Annotated in this window: 18 protein-coding genes; 2 read left to right on the top strand and 16 right to left on the bottom strand. The window is 44.3% G+C overall.

All coding sequences use genetic code 11. The features are described from left to right. The first annotated feature begins 27 nt into the window (after positions 1 to 27). Both G9Q97_RS22960 and G9Q97_RS22955 read left to right on the top strand, forming a co-directional pair. Complete coding sequence (locus tag G9Q97_RS22960; RefSeq protein ID WP_166151312.1) at positions 28 to 903, top strand: carbon-nitrogen hydrolase; 876 nt, start codon at positions 28 to 30, stop codon at positions 901 to 903. Further along, complete coding sequence (locus G9Q97_RS22955; protein ID WP_166151310.1) at positions 893 to 1984, top strand: agmatine deiminase family protein; 1092 nt, start codon at positions 893 to 895, stop codon at positions 1982 to 1984. Before G9Q97_RS22960 ends, G9Q97_RS22955 begins: the two co-directional genes overlap by 11 nt. Before the next feature lie 846 nt (positions 1985 to 2830). Here the strand turns inward: G9Q97_RS22955 and G9Q97_RS22950 are convergent. From G9Q97_RS22950 to G9Q97_RS22875, 16 genes are all read right to left on the bottom strand, one after another. Further along, a complete protein-coding gene (locus G9Q97_RS22950) occupies positions 2831 to 3466 on the bottom strand; it encodes an NAD(P)H-dependent oxidoreductase (protein ID WP_166151308.1) in 636 nt (211 codons plus the stop codon). 6 nt (positions 3467 to 3472) lie between these two features. Then, positions 3473 to 4201, bottom strand: a complete 729-nt coding sequence (locus G9Q97_RS22945) for a GNAT family N-acetyltransferase (RefSeq protein WP_166151306.1) — start codon at positions 4199 to 4201, stop codon at positions 3473 to 3475. Position 4202: 1 nt separating this feature from the next. Continuing rightward, positions 4203 to 4649: a DMT family transporter gene (locus G9Q97_RS22940; RefSeq protein ID WP_166151304.1), complete on the bottom strand. Its 447-nt coding sequence runs from the start codon at positions 4647 to 4649 to the stop codon at positions 4203 to 4205. A gap of 7 nt (positions 4650 to 4656) precedes the next feature. After that, on the bottom strand, positions 4657 to 5634 hold the full coding sequence (locus G9Q97_RS22935) for a cyclase family protein (protein WP_166151302.1): 978 nt from the start codon (positions 5632 to 5634) through the stop codon (positions 4657 to 4659). Positions 5635 to 5695: 61 nt separating this feature from the next. After that, positions 5696 to 6139 carry a Crp/Fnr family transcriptional regulator gene (locus G9Q97_RS22930; RefSeq protein WP_222852071.1) on the bottom strand — a complete coding sequence of 148 codons (444 nt, stop codon included), beginning with the start codon at positions 6137 to 6139 and terminating at the stop codon, positions 5696 to 5698. 627 nt (positions 6140 to 6766) lie between these two features. Then, positions 6767 to 7846: an IS66 family transposase gene (gene tnpC / locus G9Q97_RS22925; RefSeq protein ID WP_246255838.1), complete on the bottom strand. Its 1080-nt coding sequence runs from the start codon at positions 7844 to 7846 to the stop codon at positions 6767 to 6769. Positions 7847 to 7866: 20 nt separating this feature from the next. Beyond that, positions 7867 to 8124, bottom strand: a complete 258-nt coding sequence (locus tag G9Q97_RS22920) for a transposase (RefSeq protein ID WP_246255837.1) — start codon at positions 8122 to 8124, stop codon at positions 7867 to 7869. Between the two features lie 113 nt (positions 8125 to 8237). After that, positions 8238 to 9503 (bottom strand): TolB family protein, encoded by a 1266-nt coding sequence (locus tag G9Q97_RS22915; protein ID WP_166151298.1) that lies wholly within the window; start codon positions 9501 to 9503, stop codon positions 8238 to 8240. Positions 9504 to 9995: 492 nt separating this feature from the next. Beyond that, on the bottom strand, positions 9996 to 10280 hold the full coding sequence (locus G9Q97_RS24715; RefSeq protein WP_187357747.1) for a HepT-like ribonuclease domain-containing protein: 285 nt from the start codon (positions 10278 to 10280) through the stop codon (positions 9996 to 9998). Continuing rightward, positions 10273 to 10572, bottom strand: coding sequence for a nucleotidyltransferase family protein (locus G9Q97_RS22905; RefSeq protein ID WP_166151297.1), 300 nt, complete (start codon positions 10570 to 10572; stop codon positions 10273 to 10275). Before G9Q97_RS22905 ends, G9Q97_RS24715 begins: the two co-directional genes overlap by 8 nt. A 310-nt stretch (positions 10573 to 10882) precedes the next feature. Next, the gene (locus G9Q97_RS22900) at positions 10883 to 12340 is read right to left on the bottom strand and encodes a TolC family protein (RefSeq protein WP_166151295.1); all 1458 of its coding nucleotides are present in this window, start codon (positions 12338 to 12340) and stop codon (positions 10883 to 10885) included. Positions 12341 to 12357: 17 nt separating this feature from the next. After that, positions 12358 to 15525 carry an efflux RND transporter permease subunit gene (locus tag G9Q97_RS22895; RefSeq protein ID WP_166151293.1) on the bottom strand — a complete coding sequence of 1056 codons (3168 nt, stop codon included), beginning with the start codon at positions 15523 to 15525 and terminating at the stop codon, positions 12358 to 12360. 21 nt (positions 15526 to 15546) lie between these two features. Beyond that, positions 15547 to 16779 carry an efflux RND transporter periplasmic adaptor subunit gene (locus G9Q97_RS22890; protein WP_166151291.1) on the bottom strand — a complete coding sequence of 411 codons (1233 nt, stop codon included), beginning with the start codon at positions 16777 to 16779 and terminating at the stop codon, positions 15547 to 15549. Between the two features lie 178 nt (positions 16780 to 16957). Next, positions 16958 to 17320, bottom strand: a complete 363-nt coding sequence (locus G9Q97_RS22885; protein WP_166151289.1) for a hypothetical protein — start codon at positions 17318 to 17320, stop codon at positions 16958 to 16960. A gap of 123 nt (positions 17321 to 17443) precedes the next feature. After that, positions 17444 to 19018 (bottom strand): solute:sodium symporter family transporter, encoded by a 1575-nt coding sequence (locus G9Q97_RS22880; RefSeq protein ID WP_166151287.1) that lies wholly within the window; start codon positions 19016 to 19018, stop codon positions 17444 to 17446. A 71-nt stretch (positions 19019 to 19089) separates the two neighbouring features. Further along, positions 19090 to 19971, bottom strand: a complete 882-nt coding sequence (locus tag G9Q97_RS22875) for an inositol oxygenase family protein (RefSeq protein WP_166151285.1) — start codon at positions 19969 to 19971, stop codon at positions 19090 to 19092. Between the last annotated feature and the right edge of the window lie 56 nt (positions 19972 to 20027).

The raw sequence follows: 20027 nt of genomic DNA, 5'->3' as shown, positions 1-20027 counted from the left end.
GTATTCATACATATAAATAAAATTCCTTTGACAGAAAAGAATATTAATATTGGTTTGGTGCAACTCACTTGCGGGGGAGAACCTGAAGCGAATGTTGAAAAAACGGTAACCGCCATCAAAAAAGCGGCCGGTCAGGGTGCCAGGATTGTTTGTCTGCAGGAGCTGTTCAGGTCGCTATATTTCTGCGATGTAGAGGCTTATGAAAACTTCTCACTTGCTGAAAAAATTCCTGGCCCAAGTACCGAAATCTTTTCGAGGTTAGCTGCAGAGCTTGAAATCGTCATTATTGCTTCTCTGTTTGAGAAGCGTGCAGAGGGTATATACCACAATACTACAGCTGTGCTGGATGCCGATGGCAGCTATTTGGGTAAATACCGCAAAATGCACATACCGGATGATCCCGGTTTTTATGAAAAGTTTTATTTTACTCCTGGTGATCTGGGGTACAAAGTATTTCCCACCAGGTATGGCAATTTGGGCATACTCATTTGTTGGGACCAGTGGTATCCTGAAGCAGCAAGGATCACCAGTCTTATGGGTGCTGATATGTTGTTTTACCCCACCGCCATTGGCTGGCATGAATCGCAGGATCCGGACACCAATGAAGAACAATACCAGGCCTGGCAAACCATACAGAAATCTCATGCAGTTGCCAACGGGGTTCCGGTAATTGCTGTAAACCGTACCGGAAAAGAGGGAGAATTGCAGTTTTGGGGAGGTTCTTTTGTGACCAACGCGTTTGGAAAAGTCATTTACCAGGCCCCACATTTGGAGGAAGCCGTGCAGGTGGTCCCTGTCAGCCTGGCCGGATCTGACCGTTACAGGACCCATTGGCCCTTTCTCAGGGATAGAAGGATAGACAGTTATGACCCAATTCTCAAGCGCTACCTGGATGGAAATTGATCCTAAATTTAATTTTAAAGGCAATTCAGGCTCCGATCCGGTATGCCCCTCAGCTTTGGGGTATTTCTTTCCTGCAGAATTTCACAAACATGAAGCCACCTGGCTGAGCTGGCCGCACAAGGAGGCCTCCTGGCCCGGCAAAATCGAAAGTATCTATCCTGCATACAGTGAGTTTGTGGCCTGTCTGGCTAAGGGTGAAAAGGTAAATATTATGGTAGCGGATGCGGCCATGCAAACCTTTGCCTGCGAGCAGCTGTACAGGGCAGAGGCAGACATGAATCAGGTGGTTTTTCACCATTTTCCTACCAATGATGCCTGGTGCAGGGATCATGGCCCTTCTTTTTTGCTGAATCAGGATAAAGAAATGGGGAAAGCCATCGTGGATTGGGGATACAATGCCTGGGGGAATAAATACCCACCCTATGACCTGGACAATCTGATCCCGGAAAAAGTAGCCTTGATTTTGAAAATTCCCTGCTTTAAACCCGGCATCATTATGGAAGGGGGATCGGTGGATTTTAACGGCAAAGGTACCCTGATCACTACTGAGGCCTGTTTGTTAAACCCCAACAGGAATCCCCAACATAGCCGGGAAGAGATCGAAAATATTTTAAGAGACTATTATGGCGTCCGGCAGCTACTTTGGCTAAAAGATGGGATCATTGGGGATGATACAGATGGGCATGTGGATGACCTGACCCGCTTTGTCAGCGAAAATAAAGTGGTGACCGTGGTCGAGTCCGATAAAAAAGATGAGAACTATCAGGTATTGAAAGAAAACCTGGAGATGTTACAGGCTTTCAGGCTTCCGGATGGGCAGTCTCTGGATATTGTTGAATTACCCATGCCTTCTCCTGTGATTTACGAAAATACCCGCTTACCTGCCAGTTACGCCAATTTTTACATTGCCAATAAACATGTGATTGTGCCTACCTTCAGGGATAAAAATGATGAAAAAGCACTGGATATAATCAGCGGCTGTTTCCCGGACAGAAAGGTGGTGGGTATAGATTCCTGGGATTTGATTTGGGGGCTGGGATCTTTCCATTGCCTCAGCCAGCAGGAACCGGCTTATCTGTGATCCGGATTCAGGAAACTGAATCCCTTATAGCAGGCCAGGGAAATATATTTCGCCCTTACAGGGCTTGAGTTGCAGTAGTCGATGGTTTTCACAGGGCTACACCCTGTGTTTTGGTATTTCGCACTGTCAGTGCTTGGGTGCAGCACCCTTTTCATTCTGTTAAGTCCTATAGAAGGCTATGGATTAAATTTAATTTACTGTTGGGCCTACCAAAAGAACTTACCTTCGATCAAGTCTTGCAGGCAGGAAATACCCTGGCAATGGAGGTATCTCATCTCAACAAAAGAATCATCAATTATTTCAGGAAAAGGCGGGATCATTCAGCGATGGGTATAGCCCATAGTAAAAAGAGTTTCTATAACTGAGTTCGAATAAAGATCGTCAATAAATACCAATTGAATCGTTACTGCGAACCCTTTCTCGTGGGTATAGGAGCTGGGAAAGGGTGTGGCAGGCTCGTTTGGCCAGAAATTCTCACGGCTTTCACCGCTAAAAACCCTCTTTAAGCCTCGGGATGATGGTTTTTTAACGAAATTCAGTCGAACTCAGGGTCTATGATTTCTGGGGGCGTGATATATTCCCTTTTAGGGCTTAGATGCAGATCCCTTTTCCAGAGCTATTCAGTGACATTGCCAGTTTAGTCGTTCAGGTAACGTTAAACAGTTTTCAAAGTGATTTCATTTCGAATCCGGGTGGTCGCGATAGGCGGGGTAAACCGGTAGAGAGTAAAAAATTATTCCAAGAATATAACCTTGGCTAAAACCCCCCAATATGATTATCAGCAGATATAAAATACCAGGTGGGGTAGCCTTGCTTTGTTTTTTTGTTTGTTGTTCATCTGTTTCTTTATTCAGCAGTTAGAAATAATTCTTTAATTGATTTTCGCACTTTTTTTCTTTCTTTTGTCTCATCTTTATTCGATCTATACCCCACTGCTGCGATCACCGAAGCATTGAGTCCCATTTCGTCCAGACCAAGAAGTCGGTTGTACTCTTGTTTATCAAATCCCTCCATTGGACAGGCATCTATCTGCCGGTCTGCACATGCAACAATCAGGTTGTTAAGAGCCAAGTAGGTCTGTTTTTCCTCCCAGCTTTTTCGCGCTTCGGTAGTCATATTCCCAATGCTGGATTTAATAGACTCCCCATATTTTTTCAGTCCTTGAATATTTACAGTCTTTTGGGTATCAATGACGAGCTGAATGTAATTGTCCACTTGTTGATCGTGGTTTTTAGTGTAGTTGCAGAAAACAAACAGATGAGATGAATCCGTTATTTGAGCTTGATCCCAAGAGGCTTTGCGCAGTTCCTTTCGGATTTCGGGGTTCTCGATAATTAGTACTTTGTACATTTGCAAGCCGTAGGAAGAGACCGAAAGCCGAATGGCTTCTTTTAGAAAGTTTAAATCTTCCTCTGACACCTTCATGGTAGGATCAAATACTTTTGTGGCATAGCGCCAATTGAGTTTGTCTAATAAATTCATTGTTGTTTAGTTTTTTGGTTTAATAAATGTTTTGATACTAAAATCTTGCTGAAAGCCGATTTTGAAATAGAGTCCCTTTCCCATATCAGAAGCTTGCAGGGTGGCATATGCTGCACCTTTTAATCTGGCGATATTCATCATGTGAATAAGTAATTCCTCTGCATAACCTTTTCTGCGCTGTGAAGGAATGATGCCCATCGAATGTATACCGGCAACACCTTCCTGGTCAATAAAAAGTACGGCAGTACCTACCAGAGTTCCGTTATGTTTTCCAACGAAATACTCAATGGAACCCATAGTCCGGCTCACAGTGTCGGCACTTATCTCATATCCGAATGCTTCCTGAAATAGCTGCGACCAAATTTCAGCTATAGGTTTACTCGTCACTTTCTGAATGATGACACGCTCCGCATGATCAGGAGCATCTTTCAGGTTCATTGACATGGCGACTTGCGTGAGTTTCTCTTCAAAACCATGGGCTTTAAGCATCAATTCTTGCCTACGAAGGTCATTACCCCAAACAGGAAGTGATAGTTTGGGCAGATTCCAATTGAGCTGAATATCCATGATTGCCTGCATGTCCATTGGTTGGGTAAACCAGAGTTTGTTTGGCCATTCACCACTTCCGGCAATGCTTAAGCGATAGCCAGACTCTTCAATATATTGTCCGGCCAGCTGACCTCCGGCTGCCCAGAGAGTAGTCAGGTTGTTTGTATTTGCTTTGATTAAGTTCATTTCATGATTTGATTAGAATAACACCTGTGATCATCAACAACAATCCTGCAACCTTCTTGATGGTGATAGGCTCTAGCGGCATGTTAAACCACCCAAAATGCCCGGCAATTGCTGCGAAAGCAAGTTGTCCAGCCAACCCGAAGGTGACAGTCTTTGAGATGCCTACTTTTGGAATGATATAGTAGAATAACGTTACAGCTATGAAACTTAGCAGCCCGCCTGTTAACCACATATATATAGGGATCTCCCTGAGTTGATGCATACTTGGATACTGTCTCACAGTTATCAATACAGTAATAATTGTGAAACTCGCACCCATTGTTAGCGCTGTGGAAGTCGCCAGCAAAGAGTTGTTTAGAAGAATACCCAATCGGGAATTTATCCCACCTTGAATCACCACCATAATTCCAACCAAAAAGGAAAGAAGAAGCAATGTTTGGTTGTTCATCTTCTGTTTATTTGGAATTCATAGGAATAGCCATTGGACGCATAGGTGAGCCATTTGCACCCTTCAGCTTCAATGATGCTGCGATGAAGGCAAACTCATACACTTCATCTTTGGCCAGTTCTTCAAGGTACATCTGTTCAATGAACATCACCCCTTTCTCTGCCAATAGGTAGGTGTGTACTGGCACCCAGTTATCTTCTCGCTCGGGAGGAAAAGCTTCAAATGAGAGGTTGTCTGCACCAAGAAGCATGATGCCCTGATCTTCGATAAGCCACTTGACCGCAGCAAGGCTGATACCTGGATAGTTGTCGAGATAGTGATCGGCATCCTCATAAAACTCAGCCTGGCCAGTGCGGATAACAACAACATCACCAGGTTTCAGTACAACTCCCTGTTTTTTAAGCGCCTCCTGAAGATCATATTCGGTAATCCGATAGTTCTTTGGAAGAAACCCTTTCGATGATTTAACATCAATCATCACACCGCGCGCAATGATAGGAGGGATGGTCTCAGCTCCTGTCTTCTTCCAACCTTTGTCACCCAAGTGTTCTTCAGGAGTGAATCCATTCCAGATTTTTCCATTCAGACCAAAATGGTTGAGTGCGTCAATATGTGTACCCATGTGGGTGTACATAGAAATGGCATCTCCGGTGTAACTCACTTTGCGGTTCATGGCTTCACCAAGTCCATTAGGATTGTCCACGATAGTGCCATGCGGTGTATGGGTCAGCCAGTATTGATAAGGAGGGTCTCCCAATGCGTGGAAGCTGGGCATGCCCACGAAATATTCAACACTTAAATCATAGGTTTTACCGGATTTGATCTGAGATAATACCTCGAATCGCGTGGAATTGGACATTAGATTCAGTGAACCTATTTCATCATCGGATCCCCAGGGGCTTTTACCAACGGTTTCATTTTGCTGACCCAATACGGTCAATTGGCCTGCAAAAACCAAGGCTAGTACCAAATTTGTCTTTTTCATGATTTGAATTATTTGTTTGTGCAAATTTTCAAATCATGCAGGCCAAATCCATTAAGGTATCTTAAGAAAGCTTTCGTACAAGGTTTTTTCGAAGGGAGCTTAGGTGTTCTGGGGTTATTCCTAAGTAAGATGCAATCATATATTGAGGAATCTGTTGTTCCATATTCCGATATTTTCTTATAAAGTCAAAATAACATTCGTCAGCAGTTTGGCTCATGGAGTTAATTGTTCGTTCCTGGAGAGCAACATATCCATTCTGTGTTTTAATTCTGAAAAACCGATCCATCATATGGATCTTGTCATAAAGTTTATTGAGTTGATCTCTGTGAACCTGTAAAACAGTGCTATCGGTAATGGCTTGTATAAAAAATGTGGCTGGCTTTTGAGTCAGATAGGCATAAAGGTCATTTACCCACCAACCCATAATTCCAAATTGAAGAATATGCTCCTTTCCAGTATCATCAATACGATATAGCTTGAGGCATCCTTCTGCTACGAATCGCATGTGGTTGGATGATTCCCCCTTTTGAAGTAAAAACTGTTTTTTTCTTTAATTCAACAGGTATAAATGCATTCTCAATAAGCAATATATCATCTCCCTTGAGGGGGACTATTTCTTGAATATTATCAATTAAGGTCTTATGCATCGAAATTATTTAATCTCTGGTATTTGTGTACATTTTGCTGTTGCACAACGGTTCGCGGCTTTGCGTTCGGGCGGGCTTTTTAGTATTAACCTTGATACGAAGAACTACACTTCAAATATGCACAAGAATTTCTTACGTAGCCCGTCAGACGCAAAACTGCTGTGTGTGCCTTGAATAGTGAATATAGGTCAAAAAGTTGACCGTTCCAACGGGTGAAAATCTGTTCTGAGTTCGACCAGAAGCTTGTGCTAAATTTCTGTATCCCTTAGCCTGGGGATTGCCAGGAGGTGTTGGAACAAGCTTTCTCGGAGGACTTTCCAGGTTCCGTTTGGATGACGGAGAGGGTTAGCGCCATCCTATTTACCGGGGAATCACAATCTATGGAACCCCAACCCCTGCCAACTAGACCGGTTTGGTGTATCCATCCGAGGAACCCATTAGAATTAGGTAGGAATTATAGCAGGTAATGTTTATGCCTTGATTCTTTATTCCTCCCAATTGGAGGGTAGGAGCTGGTAGAGGTCCTTCTGCTTATGGCTTTGGATTCTCTCAAAAACATCCCTGAGCCATTCAAACTCATTTACCTTGTTCTTTTTGCAGCTCGCCATGAAAGAGTACATTGCTGCGGTCATTTCTGCTGCCTGATGCGATCCTGCACATAAAAAGGCTTTCCTGTCGACATCCAGGGGTCTCACCGCATTTTCAACTAAATTATTATCAATTTCCATTCGCCCGTGCAGTGCGTATGCACTCAATCCTGCCCATCTTTTATGTGTGTAGGCGATGGCTTTTCCCATAGGGCTTTTGGGCCTGTAGCTGTACTGGTTTTCTTCCAACCATTTTCCCAGCCTTTCCAGGATAGGGGTGGCGTGTTCTTTTCTTTCCTTTGTTCTCTGTTCCCAACTGAGTCCCAGCTCTCTCATTTTGTCTTCGAGGACATAGAGGAGCTGCATTTCATCAAGTACATGGTTTGCCTGCTTTTGGTCGTCTTCAACTGCATCCACAAACTTCCGCCTGGCGTGAGCCATACAAAAAGTCAGATTAATGTCGGGATGTTTTTCATAAAGGGCACCATAGACTATATAGCCATCCATCTGGATGATACCCTTAAAATCCGCAAGCATCTCTTTGGGACCGGACTGGTCCCGTCCCTTTCTGTAATCGAACAGTACAAGCCTGTCCACAGGGGCATGATATAACCACATGTAACCCTTATGGATCCCATCTTTATGGTTTCTGTCCAGTACTTTCAACGGGGTTTCATCAACCTGGAGATATTTTTGGCCGGTGACTATCAGCCCAGATCGGCCTGATCTGTTGCCAGCCCCCATGGTCCAGTCTGAGGCACTTGAGGCAGGGATTCTTACGCCCATTTTGCCGTACTTGTCCAGTAACTGAAAACCGTTACCAGATGAAAATTCGTCCCCGGTACTGAATTTTTTGGCCCAGTTATAAAAGGTGGTGCGGACCAAGCCCACTGAATCAGCAAATTCAGACTTGCTCTTGCCCGATTCCAACCATTCCAGGTACATCTTTTTCATTTCTTGTTCGCTTTGTCTTTTCATAGCGCAAGTTTAGTCACTGTTTAGAATTCCTGGAAGATGGGGTTTATCCGCCGGATAGGTAGAAACTCCACCCTCGGCAGGCGTACCGTTTTTTTCCTTGCCTTGTCGCGGCAATCTTTGGCTTGGAAAGTAGCGTGGGTGTCCGATATATCCTTTATGCGGTGGTTGGAAATAGCCACCCGGTGGCTGTACCGGCCCAGGTAATGAATCACGTGGCGGGCATCGCTGAGGGGATGCTCGCAAAACACCACGCAGGGAGTAGCGTACGCCTGCTGCATCTGCTCATGGAAAGAACACAGTCATTTGAGGTGTAATTGCGCAGGAGCGTTGTGCAACTACCCCACATATCCGTTGGTTACAGGGTTCTAGTTAATAATCTCGATTAAAGACTTTACTCCAATACACCTTGTACAAGATCATTTCCGCTGGTACTGGTTATCTGTTGTAGGTCATTGCCATTTATATCAATGCTCCAAATATTGATGTTGTTTTGTCCATTCTCCTGGCCAGACCAAGCAATACGAGTGCCATTGGCATAATAATGTGGATTTATAGGCGCCAATGATTGTGGCGAAAGATCGGTAAATATCAACTGCGGCCCTATGCCATCAACAAGACTCATGCGAAAGATGCCCTTTCCTGATTGGACATTGGAGCTTGAAAAAATAATATCTTCACCATTTGGAGACCAATCCATACTACTATTAGGAGTAAAACTTAAAGTCATTAAATCGGTAATTAATCCACTTTCCGTATTAAGAATAGAAAGCCGTGGTTGTATCTCCTCACCGGCTCTAATAAATGCAATTTCGTTTGATACCGGAGAGACCGTAAATTTGGAAACACGCTCACCGGATTGATGTAATGTGGTTAGGAAATAATCCTCTCCCGTTTCAATATTATATGCTGCAATATCTTCCGGTCGGCCCCCAGCAATATTCTCTTCAAGCGAAGGCTCTGGCCTTAAAAAATATAAAACCTTACTATCGGATGAAAATTCAGGTGTATAATCGTCCCCATCTCCTCCGGGGATTTCTATTGTTTCGTTGGTTTCACAATTCCTTAAATACGCAAAATAGCCCATTCGGTCATCATCAAACTTGCTGTAAGCAATCCATTTGCCATTTGGCGATATGGCTAGACTCAAACCACCAACTCCCATATATTCAGCATTAGAGCCATCAAAATTACAAACATAAAAGGATGAATTTCCATACTGGTAAATAATTTTAGGTTGGTCATAACATCCCAGGCCATCGGGAGTATCAACAAAAGGGATAATAGTAAAATCAACATATGCCGAGGCAATAATCGTATTGTTTTCAGTAATTACTTCTACAATTATGCGCTCATCGCCGCTAATTCTTCCAATGCATCGTATGGTGTGCCCTGCAATGGTGGAATTAGCAAGTGTGTTTACGCCGTCAGAGAGTTCACCATTTTCGGTATCCAAGGTCCATCGGTAGTTAAGATTAGCAACATCACCATAATAGTCGGTTACGGTTGCTGTAAAAGTAGCCACATTGTTAATAGCTAACTTGCCATCGCTTAGTCCACTGGCTTCCAAATTCACTGTACCTACATATTTTGTTTCGTCATTATTACAAGACCATCCCATAAGAATTATTACCCCTAACAGAAGTTTTAATTGTTTCATATGCTCGTCATTTATGATTATATAACTATATCGGTTATTGTATAAAATGTCATCACTTTTTTTTCATCATTTGCCTGAATTGTTCATTAAAAAGGGTATGTGATGCCGTATGATGCTACCTATTCTTGACCACGAGAACAAAATACTAAATTAATTTAATTGTTTAATGTTATTATTGTAAATACAGTTAATATCGAGAAATAACGCCTGATGCGTATCATCCTCTATGGAAACACAAGATGGCGGAAACGCCGCAAAAACTTTATTCCCGGCAAACGTACCGGCTTGGTTTTGGCTTTGTCGCGGTAAATTTGGCCTGGAAAGTAACGTGGGTAGGGGATATATCCACTAAACGGTGGTTGGAAATAGCTATCCGGTTGGTTTACTGGCCCAGGTAATCACATGGTTGGCATCGCTAAGGGGTGGCTCCAATGCTATTAAGTTAAGCACTTTTGGGGCTTATTCGTCCTTTTTAAATTGATTTTTTAGTTTTTAGGATTCGAAAAGCCGACTTTCTGTAAGTTTGAAGGTATACCTTTTCCTTACTTTACTTTTTGTGGTCGATATGTGATGTTTTTTTCTTTCTACAGTTTTTTCCACTTTAAGAATGCGATTTACAGCCTCCCCAATAATTTCACTATTTCTTTCAACCGCCCTTTTAGTTTTTATATCCTTCTGATTCTCTAAAAAATTCAATGGTGTATCTTCAAAGAAAGATTCAATTTCTTCAATGGAATTGAGAATATCAAAAAGCCAAGTATTGATTTTGTTATCCATAAATAAGTTGCTTCTCAAAATCAATTTGCTTTTTTAAGTATGGATTTCGGATTCCTTCCTCTTCAAGTAAATCAACTGGACGATTGAAAATGGCCTCTAATTGATCTTTTAGATCAAAGTAGTTGTCTGCATAATCATTTAAGTCTACTTTATCAAAATCGACTACTAAATCAATATCGCTTTCATTGGTAAAAGAATCTTTAAGAACAGAGCCAAATACAAAAAGCTTGTTAACCTTGTGCGTCAAGCAAAGTTGACGTATCTTATCCATATTTAAATCTATAAGATTCATGATTGTAAAGGTATTAGGTTTTCTGTGTAGATCAAAAGGGTAATATGCCTATCAGTTGAATATCCGTCAAAAAACCAACTTTTAGCCAGGGTTTAATATTACTATTTATTTCTTTAATATCATCGGGATTGCTGGCAGCAAAAATTCATTCGGTCAAAGAAAGATACTTCTTTTGACCGTTACCCAAAAAAAAATCCCGCCGGCATTATCCGGCAGGATTTTTCCCCCTCTAAGAGTAGCATTTCAGGATCCAATTTTTCGGTAGCCATACTGCCTGCCTCTTATTCATCTGCCTCCTCCCAGGCCAGGCTTATTGCTGCCAGCCCCCGCCCAGGGCCCGGTACAAACTGGTGATGTTTTGAAGTTGTTGCACCTTTAGGTTGATATAATCCAGCTCGGAGGAAAGGGCATTGGACTGGCTGTTGATCACGTCCAGGTAGTCTGCGTAGCCTACCTTAAACATGGTATTGGCATTGTCCACAGACCTGCGCTGCACCAATACCTCATTGGTTTTCAACTCGAGTTCCTCCTGATAGGTGGTGTAATTATTGACAAGCCCCAACACTTCCAAATAACCATTGAGAACGGTTTGTTCATAGTCATACAAGGCTATCTTTTGCCGGGCCCTGGCACTTTCATAGGCGGCTTTGATCCTGTTTCTATTGAATACCGGGGCCACCAGGCCTCCTCCCAGCTGGTGTACTGTTGAGGCGGGATTCAGAAAGAGCTTACTGAATTCAAAAGCATTGAATCCGGCCATGCCGTACAGGTTAAAAGTAGGAAAAAATGCCGTTCTGGCGATGCCTACTTCCAGGTTATTGGCTTTAAGGGTTTGTTCGGCTGCCCGGATATCCGGTCTCATCCTTAACAGATCCGAAGGCAGGCCCAGCTGAAGGGCATCCGGAAAAATATCCACTTCTGACAAAGACTGCCTGGATATGGCTTCGGGATATCCGCCGGTGAGGTAGGCCAGGTTCAACTCTGCCTGCCTAAGTTCCCTGCGCTTCCGGACCAGAAGGCCTTTGGAGTTGAGCATCAGGGCTTCAAACTGGTCGATCGACAACTGGCTTTCCTGACCGGCATTTTTCAGGCTTTTTCCCAGTTCAAATGCCTGTTCCTGGAAGGCAATATTGGAAAGCAGTGTTTCTATTTCCTCATCCAGGCCCACTACGGTGTAATAGGTATTGGCAATTTCTGCAATCAACCAGGTCTTTGTCCCATTCCTCATTTCTTCTGTAGCCTGATACCTGGACAAAGCCTGCTTTTTTTTCATATTGAGTTTTCCCCAGATATCCAGCTCCCAATTGAATGCCGCTCCCAATATAAAATCCTTGTACGGCACCGGGATACGTTTGTCTTCCGGAACGGTGGGGGAACGGTTGGTGTCGTCGTTTCCGACCCCGTCCATGGTATAGTCGCCGAATTTCCGGATTCCTGCTCCGGCCTCAAGATTGATTTCAGGCAATTGGCCCATTTTTGCCCGGCTCATGGCCGCTTTGGCAATACGGATCTGCATCAGTGTTTTGGCAAGATCCTGGTTGTTTTCCAAACCCTTTTTTATCAGGCGCTGTAGTTGCGGGTCACCAAAAAAGGCCTCCCAGTGGGTCAGTGCCAGTTTGGTGCTATCTACAGAAGAGACCAGGGATTCTGGATAAGATTCCGGCGGGCTGATGTTTTCATCTGTGAGACGTTGCGGTACTTTGCAGGAATAGAGACCCATTCCAAATAAAATAAAGAATAACAGGTATCTTGATTGTACGGTATTCATAGAATAGGGAATTGACTTTAAGAAGTTTTGAGACTACCTGAAGGGACGCTTTGATCTTCAGCTACCGGCACGGGTTGCTTTTTGAGATAGGCAGCCAGGGATTCAAACACGACGAATAGTCCGGGAATGAGTATAATTCCGACAAAAGTTCCAATAAACATTCCTCCTGCTGCTGCGGTACCAATGGTTCGGTTGCCTATGGCTCCCGCTCCGCTGGCAAGCGCCAGTGGGATCAGGCCGCTGATAAAGGCGAAAGAAGTCATCAGGATGGGCCTTAGCCTTTCTACTGCCGCATGTTTTGCTGAAGCCAGGATCCCCATGCCTTTTTGCCGGGATTGAACGGCAATCTCAATGATAAGAATGGCGTTTTTGCCCAGCAGGCCGATCAGCATGATCAGGGAAACCTGCGCATAGATATTGTTTTCCAAGCCAGTGAGGTATAAAAAAAGGAAGGAACCGAATACACCGGCCGGTAAAGAGAGGATTACAGGCAGGGGCAGCAGGTAGCTTTCGTATTGGGCGGCAAGGAGCAGGTAAACAAACAGGAGGCAAATAAGAAATATGTATACAGCCTGATTGCCGGAGGCGATTTGTTCCCTGGTCATACCGGACCAATCGATGGAAAAGCCTCTGGGAAGAATGGAAACGGCGGTTTCTTCCACTGCCCGGATGGCATCTCCGCTGGAATAACCCGGTGCGGCATCACCATTGACCATGGCGGAAATAAACATGTTGTAACGGGTCAGCTGCTCGGGACCATACACCCGTTCCAGGGTCACGAAATTAGAGTAGGGGACCATTTCTCCCTGCTTGTTTTTGGTGTACATTTTCAGCAGGGATTCCGGATTGGTTCGGAATTCGGGTGAGGCCTGTAGCATGACCTTGTACATCTGACCAAACTGTATAAAATTGGAGCTGTAATAACTACCGATAAAGCTCTGTAGGGTCTGCATGGAAGCACGGACGTCCACCCCCAGTTTGGCGGCCTTATCATGGTCTACCCTGAGTATATACTGAGGGAATGAGGGATCAAAATTGGTAAAGGCATCCTGTATTTCCGGCCTTTGCCTGATGGCTGTAAGGAAATCGTCTACCGTCTGGGCGGTAAATTCCAGGTCACCTCCGGTTTTGTCCTGCATTTGCAATTCAAATCCGGAGGCATTACCAAATCCTGGTACGGGAGGGGGACCAAAAAACTGGATAGAGGCACCTGTGATGTGGTCTGTTCTTTCCTGGTATTTTTCGATCAATTCATTCACATCGGCTTCCCGGTCATCCCAACCGACCAGATTGATCATGCCCATGCCATAGGAAGCCCCGGCAGTTTCGGTAAGCAGGCTATATCCGGCCAGCGTGGAGATGGTTTCCACTTCCTCAAAGGGCAGGATGGAGGCTTGCACATCATCCATTATCTGTTGGGTGCGGTCCATGGTTGAACCAGGAGGCGTGGTCACATTGACATAAATCATCCCCTGATCTTCATTTGGGATGAATCCTGTGGGCAAAACAAAGGTCATGCCATAGGTAAGGACAAAAAACAGGATCAAAATGCCAAAAGTAAGTGCTTTTCTTCCTGCGGTTTTTCCTATGAAATGGGCATATTTCCCCGAAAAGGCATCGTATTTTTCGTTGAAAGCCGTAAAAAATCGACTCATCAGCCCTTTTCCTTTTTCGTGGTGTACAGGCTTCAAAAGCAAACTACATAGTGCCGGTGAAAGGGTCAGGGCATTGATCCCGGAAATGACAATGGCGATGGCCAGGGTAAGAGAAAATTGCCGGTAAAAAATCCCTACAGGACCAGAAAGAAAACTTACCGGTATGAACACGGCGGACATGACCAGGGTAATGGCGATGATGGCCCCTCCAATTTCCTTCATGGCGGCAAAGGTAGCCTCTTTGGCGTTCATTCCGTTTTGGTGCATCTTCACATGAACGGCTTCCACTACGACAATGGCATTGTCCACCACTATGCCGATGGCCAGTACCATGGCAAACAGGGTCAGCATGTTGATGGAGAATCCGAGAAGGCCCATAAAAAAGAAGGTTCCAATAAGCGAGACAGGCACTGCTATGGCTGGGATAAGGGTGGACCTCCAATCTTGAAGGAAAATAAACACCACAAATGATACCAGCAAAAATGCCTCGATCAAGGTTTTCACCACTTCCGAAATGGAGGCATCCAAAAATCGGGAGACATCATAGGAGATATTATATTTCATACCCGGTGGAAAGGAAGATCCCTGAAGTTCTTCCATCTTGTCCTTGATGTTTTGAATGACCTCCCGGGCATTGGATCCGGGGCGCTGTTTGATCATGATAGAGGCGGAAGGCCGCCCGTCAGTCATGGAAACCATATTGTAGTCTTCGGAATCGAATTCTACTTCTGCCACATCCCGAATTTTCAATAGTGAGCCATCGGGCAGGGATTTTAAGGTGATGTTTTCATAATCTTCCTGAGTATTAAATTTCCCGGTGTACTTGAGCACATATTGCAGGGCCTGGGGATCCCGGTCGGAACTGATTCCCGATTTCCCCGGAGCAGCTTCAACGTTTTGGCTTTGTATGGCCTCACTGACATCCTGAGGGGTAAGGTTATAGGCCACCATGCGGTCCGGGTTCAGCCAGATACGCATGGCATAATCCCTGTTCCCCATAATTTCAGCCCTTCCTACCCCGTCTATCCGCTTTAGTTCGGGCAGAATGTTGATGTCTGCAAAATTGTATACAAATTTTTCGTCCTGGGTACTGTCCGATGTCATGAGGTTGAGGTAAAGCAACATGGAATTCACCTCTTTTTCTGTCATGACACCGGCCCGAATGACTTCTTCGGGCAATTCATCTACTACCGTAGCTACCCGGTTTTGTACGTTGACGGCCGCCTGGTCCGGATCTGTGCCCACGTTGAAAAAGACAGTGATCACGGATACCCCGTCATTGGTATTTACAGATGACATATAGGTCATACCGGGAACGCCGTTAATCGCCCTTTCAAGCGGGGTGGTGACCGCTTTGGTGACCACTTCTGCATTGGCTCCCCGGTATTGGGAAGTGACGGTTACCGATGGGGGGACAATTTCCGGAAATTGGGTCACGGGCAGACCAAAAAGTGCCAATAATCCGATTAAAGTAATCAATATGGAGATTACCGTAGAGAGAATGGGTCGTTTAATAAATAAATCAAACATTTGTCAATGGGTTTTGTCCTGCTAAAGCGGTAGATTCAGGGAATGGTACACTTCTTCTTCACCTATTGGATTGGGCTTTACGGTAGCCTCATCTTTCAGGAGTTGTATGCCCTCCAGCACCACTTTGTCATTGGTATTAAAATCCTGGGCCACATAGAACAACCCATGCCTTCTCAATGGACGGAAACTTCTAACATTTACCTTGTTTTCTTTATCTACCAGGTAGACATAATTGTATTCCTGAATTTCAAAAGTGGACTTCTGGGGTATCAGGAACACATCTTTCAATTCATTGGTCATTTGGACCTTACCGCTGGCGCCATGTTTGATCAGGCCATCAGGATTTGGAAAGCGTACCCGTAAGGCAATGGAACCGGTACCCTGCTCAAAGTCCGCTTCCATGGTTTCCAGTTTACCCTTGTAAGGGTATTCCACACCGTCCGAAAGGATCAGTGAGATCTCCTCTTGTTCGTCTTTAAGTGTTTCTCTCACCTGCTCATTCATTTGTTCTGAGTCAGCGTCTTTATCCAACTCTCCGCGCATGTATTCCAGGTATTCGTTTTCCGTAATCCTGTAGTAGGCAAATATCTCACTGATATCCGTGATGTTGGTCAGCAGATCTCCACTTTTCACCAAACTGCCTGTTTTGTAGGGGATACGGTCTACTATGCCGTCAAAGGGGGCTTTGACGGTGGTATAGGATAGCCCCACCTGGGCATTCTTCAGCATGGATTGAGCTTCCATGATCGCAGATTGGGCCATTTCTTTTCTGGATTGTGCCAACTCCAATTCGGAGGAAGAGTAAATTTTCTTGTCCACCAGCACTTTCAACCTTTCCATTTCCAGGGTGGCGGCTTTCTCCTCTGCTCTGGCCTGCATGAGTTTGGCAGTAGCAGAATTGACCAATTCATTGTATTCTGCTGATGACAATTGGAACAGGGGTTGCCCTTTTTTCACCTCCTGGCCTTCATCAACAAATATTTCCTCTACAAATCCTTCCAGCTTGGACCTGACTTCCACAAACTGTATCGCCTGAAGGTCACAGACATAGGTCTGGGGGACTTCAATGTCTTTGGGCATTAGGGTAAACACAGGGACTTCCAATACTTCTGCATTCTTCTTGTTTTTACCTCTCCCTTCACTACAGGAAAAAAAGGCAGTCCCAATGACCGTGATGACAAGTAATTTAGACAGGTAGTTGAATCGGGCATTTTTAAAACCGGAATACCGGAGCCCCAGAATTTTTTTATTCATTGCTGAAATGGGATTAAACAAACACTTGAACAAGCTCTATCCATCCAGTGAACAGTAAGAAAACAGGCGTTTCAACCAATTTCCGTGGCAGCTGGAATGGGGGCTATTTTGGGTTGTATTAGATAATTGGACATGCAATAGAGCAATAGCTCCTCACCATTAAAAAAGAAGCATTGGATCAGGGAGCATTGCACCAAACGATCAGGGAGACAATTTGCCTGATTTGGCCTGGCGTAGAAAATGGAGAAAATACTTCTGGTAATGAGGTATGTAGAAACTGTAGCAGGCGTAAAGGATTGTCTTTTAAATAAAAAAGTGGGAGCATCATTTCCCTGGGGTGTTGCTTACCATACTGGCCTCTGCTCACTGAGGTGGGAAAATCTATATAGTCAAGCTCAGACGTATCCAAATGTATACCTGCTGCAGGAAATTGTTGAACCGCATCATTTCCCTCAGCCACGGAAAGACCTACCAAAAAAAGGGCAAGTAGATTGGTGAGGATATACCTGGAAAAAAAAGCCGCTATTTTTATCGTTTTCAAATCCACAGTACAAAGTTAAAGACAAAAGCACCAAAAATAATACCGTTCAAACAAAGAAACAGGCCATAAAAAGAATAAAAGGGGCTGTGACTGTTCTGTATTGATTCAAAAAAACTATTTGAATCAACTTCCCAGCCAGATATAGATCAATACCGTCACCAGGCAGAGGATGGCGGCGACTGGCCTGGCATATTTCCAGGGCTTCATCTTCAGTACAGGAGGCCTGCTGACAAAGGTATTTGGTTTTCCCGGAAAATAATGGCTGACCAACAGCATCAAAGCCAGGTTCAATATAAACTCAATGGCCCAAATGTGGATGAAATGAATGCCAATATCCAGGAAAAAACTGGTGATCAGGTAAAAAGACAAACCGGTAAACAATCCAATTTTGGCAGCTCTGGCAGTTACCTTTGGAATAAAAAAACCGGCAATTAATATGGAAGCAATGGGAATAAAGAAGATACCATTGAGCTGTTGCATCAGCTGGTAAAGGCCTTCCGGAGCATTTCCTACCAGCGGGGCGATTAAAATGGCCAATACTGCCAAAACCAGCGAGCTTAGTCTGCCCACCCGCACCAAAGTTTTGTCAGAACAATCTGGTCGGAATATTTTTTTGTAGATGTCCAGGCTGAAAATGGTGGCTGCCGAATTCAACACACTGTTAAAGGTACTCAATATGGCTCCAAGGACCACAGCAGCGAAAAAACCCAACAATCCCAGTGGCATGACACGTGTCAGCAAAACGGGATAAATGAAATCCTGATTGTCATAATATTGGTCGCTGTAATAATAATAGGCTATAATACCTGGCAAAACAATGATCAGTGGTATGAGTATTTTAAACAAGCCAGTAAGCAAAAGGCCTTTTTGTGCCTCAGCCATGTTTTTGGCACCAAAAGCACGTTGAATAATGGTCTGGTTCATCCCCCAGAAATAAAGCTGGTTGATCATCAGCCCGGTAAAAATGGTACTGAAGGGCAAAACCGAGTCTGCCTTACCAATGACGTTGAATTTTTCAGGCGCATAGGCATACACCTTGCTCATTCCAGTGAAAATGTTTCCCTCTCCTATGTCCCATAGTGCAAATACAGGTACCATTAGGCCTCCGATAATAAGTCCGATGGCATTGATGGAATCTGAAAGGGCCACGGCTTTTAACCCTCCGAAAATCGCATAGATGGATCCGATTACACCAATCGTAATAACAGTAATCCAGATTCCCTCCGAAAGGCTTACATTCAGGACCTCTGAAACATTGAAAATGCTTTCCAGATTGATGGCACCTGTGTAGAGGACGATGGGGAGCAAGGTGACCACAAACGAGACCATGAGCAGAAAGGCCACGATGGTTTTGGTACTGCTGTCAAACCTGTTTTCCAGGTATTGGGGAATGGTGGTTAAGCCCATTTTCAGGTAAATGGGAAGAAAATACAATGCCGCTATCACCAGGGCAATGGCACTGGTGACCTCCCAGGCAATGATGATCATGCCATTTTTATAGGCAGATCCATTAAGTCCGATCAGATGTTCTGTGGAGATATTGGTCAATATCATGGACCCTGCGATTACTCCTCCTGTAAGGGAACGCCCGCCCAGAAAATATCCGTCTCTGGAACTGATATCGTCTTTTCGTAATTTATACCAGGAAAGAAAAGCTACAAAAAGTGTAAAACCTATGAAGGTAAGGGCTGTAAGCATGGGTTAACATTAAATTGCTGCCCGATGGGCTACCGGGCAGCAAGGAATTGGGGCATTGTCTGGTAAAATGATTAAAACTTCATGGTCGCCGGCAGGTATTTCGCTACCAGGTCCTCATAGTATGGCCTTAAGGCTTTGGCATCTGGTGGCACCGGTACCTTGGAATACAAGTCATAGGGGTTAAATTTATCTACCCATTTAAACATTTCCTTGTCATGGTCACTTAAAAGATGGTCGTATGCACCCTCCCTATGCTGGGCATAGAAAGAATGATACCGAATCATGTATAAAGCAGGTTCGGGCAAATAATCCTTTACCATTTGGTACAGGTATTCATCATGTCCCCAGGACATTTTTACATTTTCGAGTCCTGTATTGGGTTCATAAACACCATACCTGGTGTTGAATCGTTCATTATCGGTATCGGGGTTAGCTTTAAAGTATTCCGGGTAAACGATTTTGTCAGAATGGCCGCAGCCTACCGGAAAGGTATCTCCCACCACAGCCCACTGGGGTTCTCCAAAGAGGCATAACACTTTGCCCATATCGTGGATAAAGCCTGTCAAAACAAACCAATCCGGGTGCCCATCGGCCCTGATGGCTTCAGAAGTCTGTAACAGGTGCTGTAGCTGGTCCAGACTGATATCTGGGTCAGAGTCATCCACCAGGGTGTTGAGGTAAGCTATAGCATCCCAGAAAGGCATTTCCTTCTTGTCAAACTTCAGGAAATCCGCTTGTTTTTGGCAAACAAAGTCATAGGTCTGGTATTGGTGATTCAAACGGTAAAATTCCCTTACAGTATCTATGCGTTCAGAATCGTGATAATTCCGATAGTCCTCCTTGCTTTTTGCTTGTTCGGATTTAGGTTTGGGATAACGCACTTTTAAGTCCTCTTCCCATTCCTCAATATTTCCCAAAGGAGCATTTTCCTTTTCGTTGAATTGCTTTTGCATGATTCAAATGGTTAAATTCATTGGCTTAAATGTAGAAAAAACAAATCAGATTTTTT

Origin of the sequence: Cyclobacterium plantarum, from assembly GCF_011290685.1 — a bacterium.
GTDB lineage: Bacteria > Bacteroidota > Bacteroidia > Cytophagales > Cyclobacteriaceae > Cyclobacterium > Cyclobacterium plantarum.
Note: the sequence above shows the minus strand (reverse complement) of the source record. Positions and strands in the feature narration are given on the sequence as shown.

What these genes read in the sequence shown, in the direction of transcription:
- G9Q97_RS22955 (WP_166151310.1), top strand. Translation starts at nt 893, where the DNA reads ATGGAAATTGATCCTAAATTTAATTTTAAAGGCAATTCAGGCTCCGAT.
- G9Q97_RS22950 (WP_166151308.1), bottom strand. Translation starts at nt 3,466, where the DNA reads ATGAATTTATTAGACAAACTCAATTGGCGCTATGCCACAAAAGTATTT.
- G9Q97_RS22945 (WP_166151306.1), bottom strand. Translation starts at nt 4,201, where the DNA reads ATGAACTTAATCAAAGCAAATACAAACAACCTGACTACTCTCTGGGCA.
- G9Q97_RS22940 (WP_166151304.1), bottom strand. Translation starts at nt 4,649, where the DNA reads ATGAACAACCAAACATTGCTTCTTCTTTCCTTTTTGGTTGGAATTATG.
- G9Q97_RS22935 (WP_166151302.1), bottom strand. Translation starts at nt 5,634, where the DNA reads ATGAAAAAGACAAATTTGGTACTAGCCTTGGTTTTTGCAGGCCAATTG.
- G9Q97_RS22930 (WP_222852071.1), bottom strand. Translation starts at nt 6,139, where the DNA reads ATGCGATTCGTAGCAGAAGGATGCCTCAAGCTATATCGTATTGATGAT.
- tnpC (WP_246255838.1), bottom strand. Translation starts at nt 7,846, where the DNA reads ATGAAAAGACAAAGCGAACAAGAAATGAAAAAGATGTACCTGGAATGG.
- G9Q97_RS22920 (WP_246255837.1), bottom strand. Translation starts at nt 8,124, where the DNA reads ATGCAGCAGGCGTACGCTACTCCCTGCGTGGTGTTTTGCGAGCATCCC.
- G9Q97_RS22915 (WP_166151298.1), bottom strand. Translation starts at nt 9,503, where the DNA reads ATGAAACAATTAAAACTTCTGTTAGGGGTAATAATTCTTATGGGATGG.
- G9Q97_RS24715 (WP_187357747.1), bottom strand. Translation starts at nt 10,280, where the DNA reads ATGGATAACAAAATCAATACTTGGCTTTTTGATATTCTCAATTCCATT.
- G9Q97_RS22905 (WP_166151297.1), bottom strand. Translation starts at nt 10,572, where the DNA reads ATGAATCTTATAGATTTAAATATGGATAAGATACGTCAACTTTGCTTG.
- G9Q97_RS22900 (WP_166151295.1), bottom strand. Translation starts at nt 12,340, where the DNA reads ATGAATACCGTACAATCAAGATACCTGTTATTCTTTATTTTATTTGGA.
- G9Q97_RS22895 (WP_166151293.1), bottom strand. Translation starts at nt 15,525, where the DNA reads ATGTTTGATTTATTTATTAAACGACCCATTCTCTCTACGGTAATCTCC.
- G9Q97_RS22890 (WP_166151291.1), bottom strand. Translation starts at nt 16,779, where the DNA reads ATGAATAAAAAAATTCTGGGGCTCCGGTATTCCGGTTTTAAAAATGCC.
- G9Q97_RS22880 (WP_166151287.1), bottom strand. Translation starts at nt 19,018, where the DNA reads ATGCTTACAGCCCTTACCTTCATAGGTTTTACACTTTTTGTAGCTTTT.
- G9Q97_RS22875 (WP_166151285.1), bottom strand. Translation starts at nt 19,971, where the DNA reads ATGCAAAAGCAATTCAACGAAAAGGAAAATGCTCCTTTGGGAAATATT.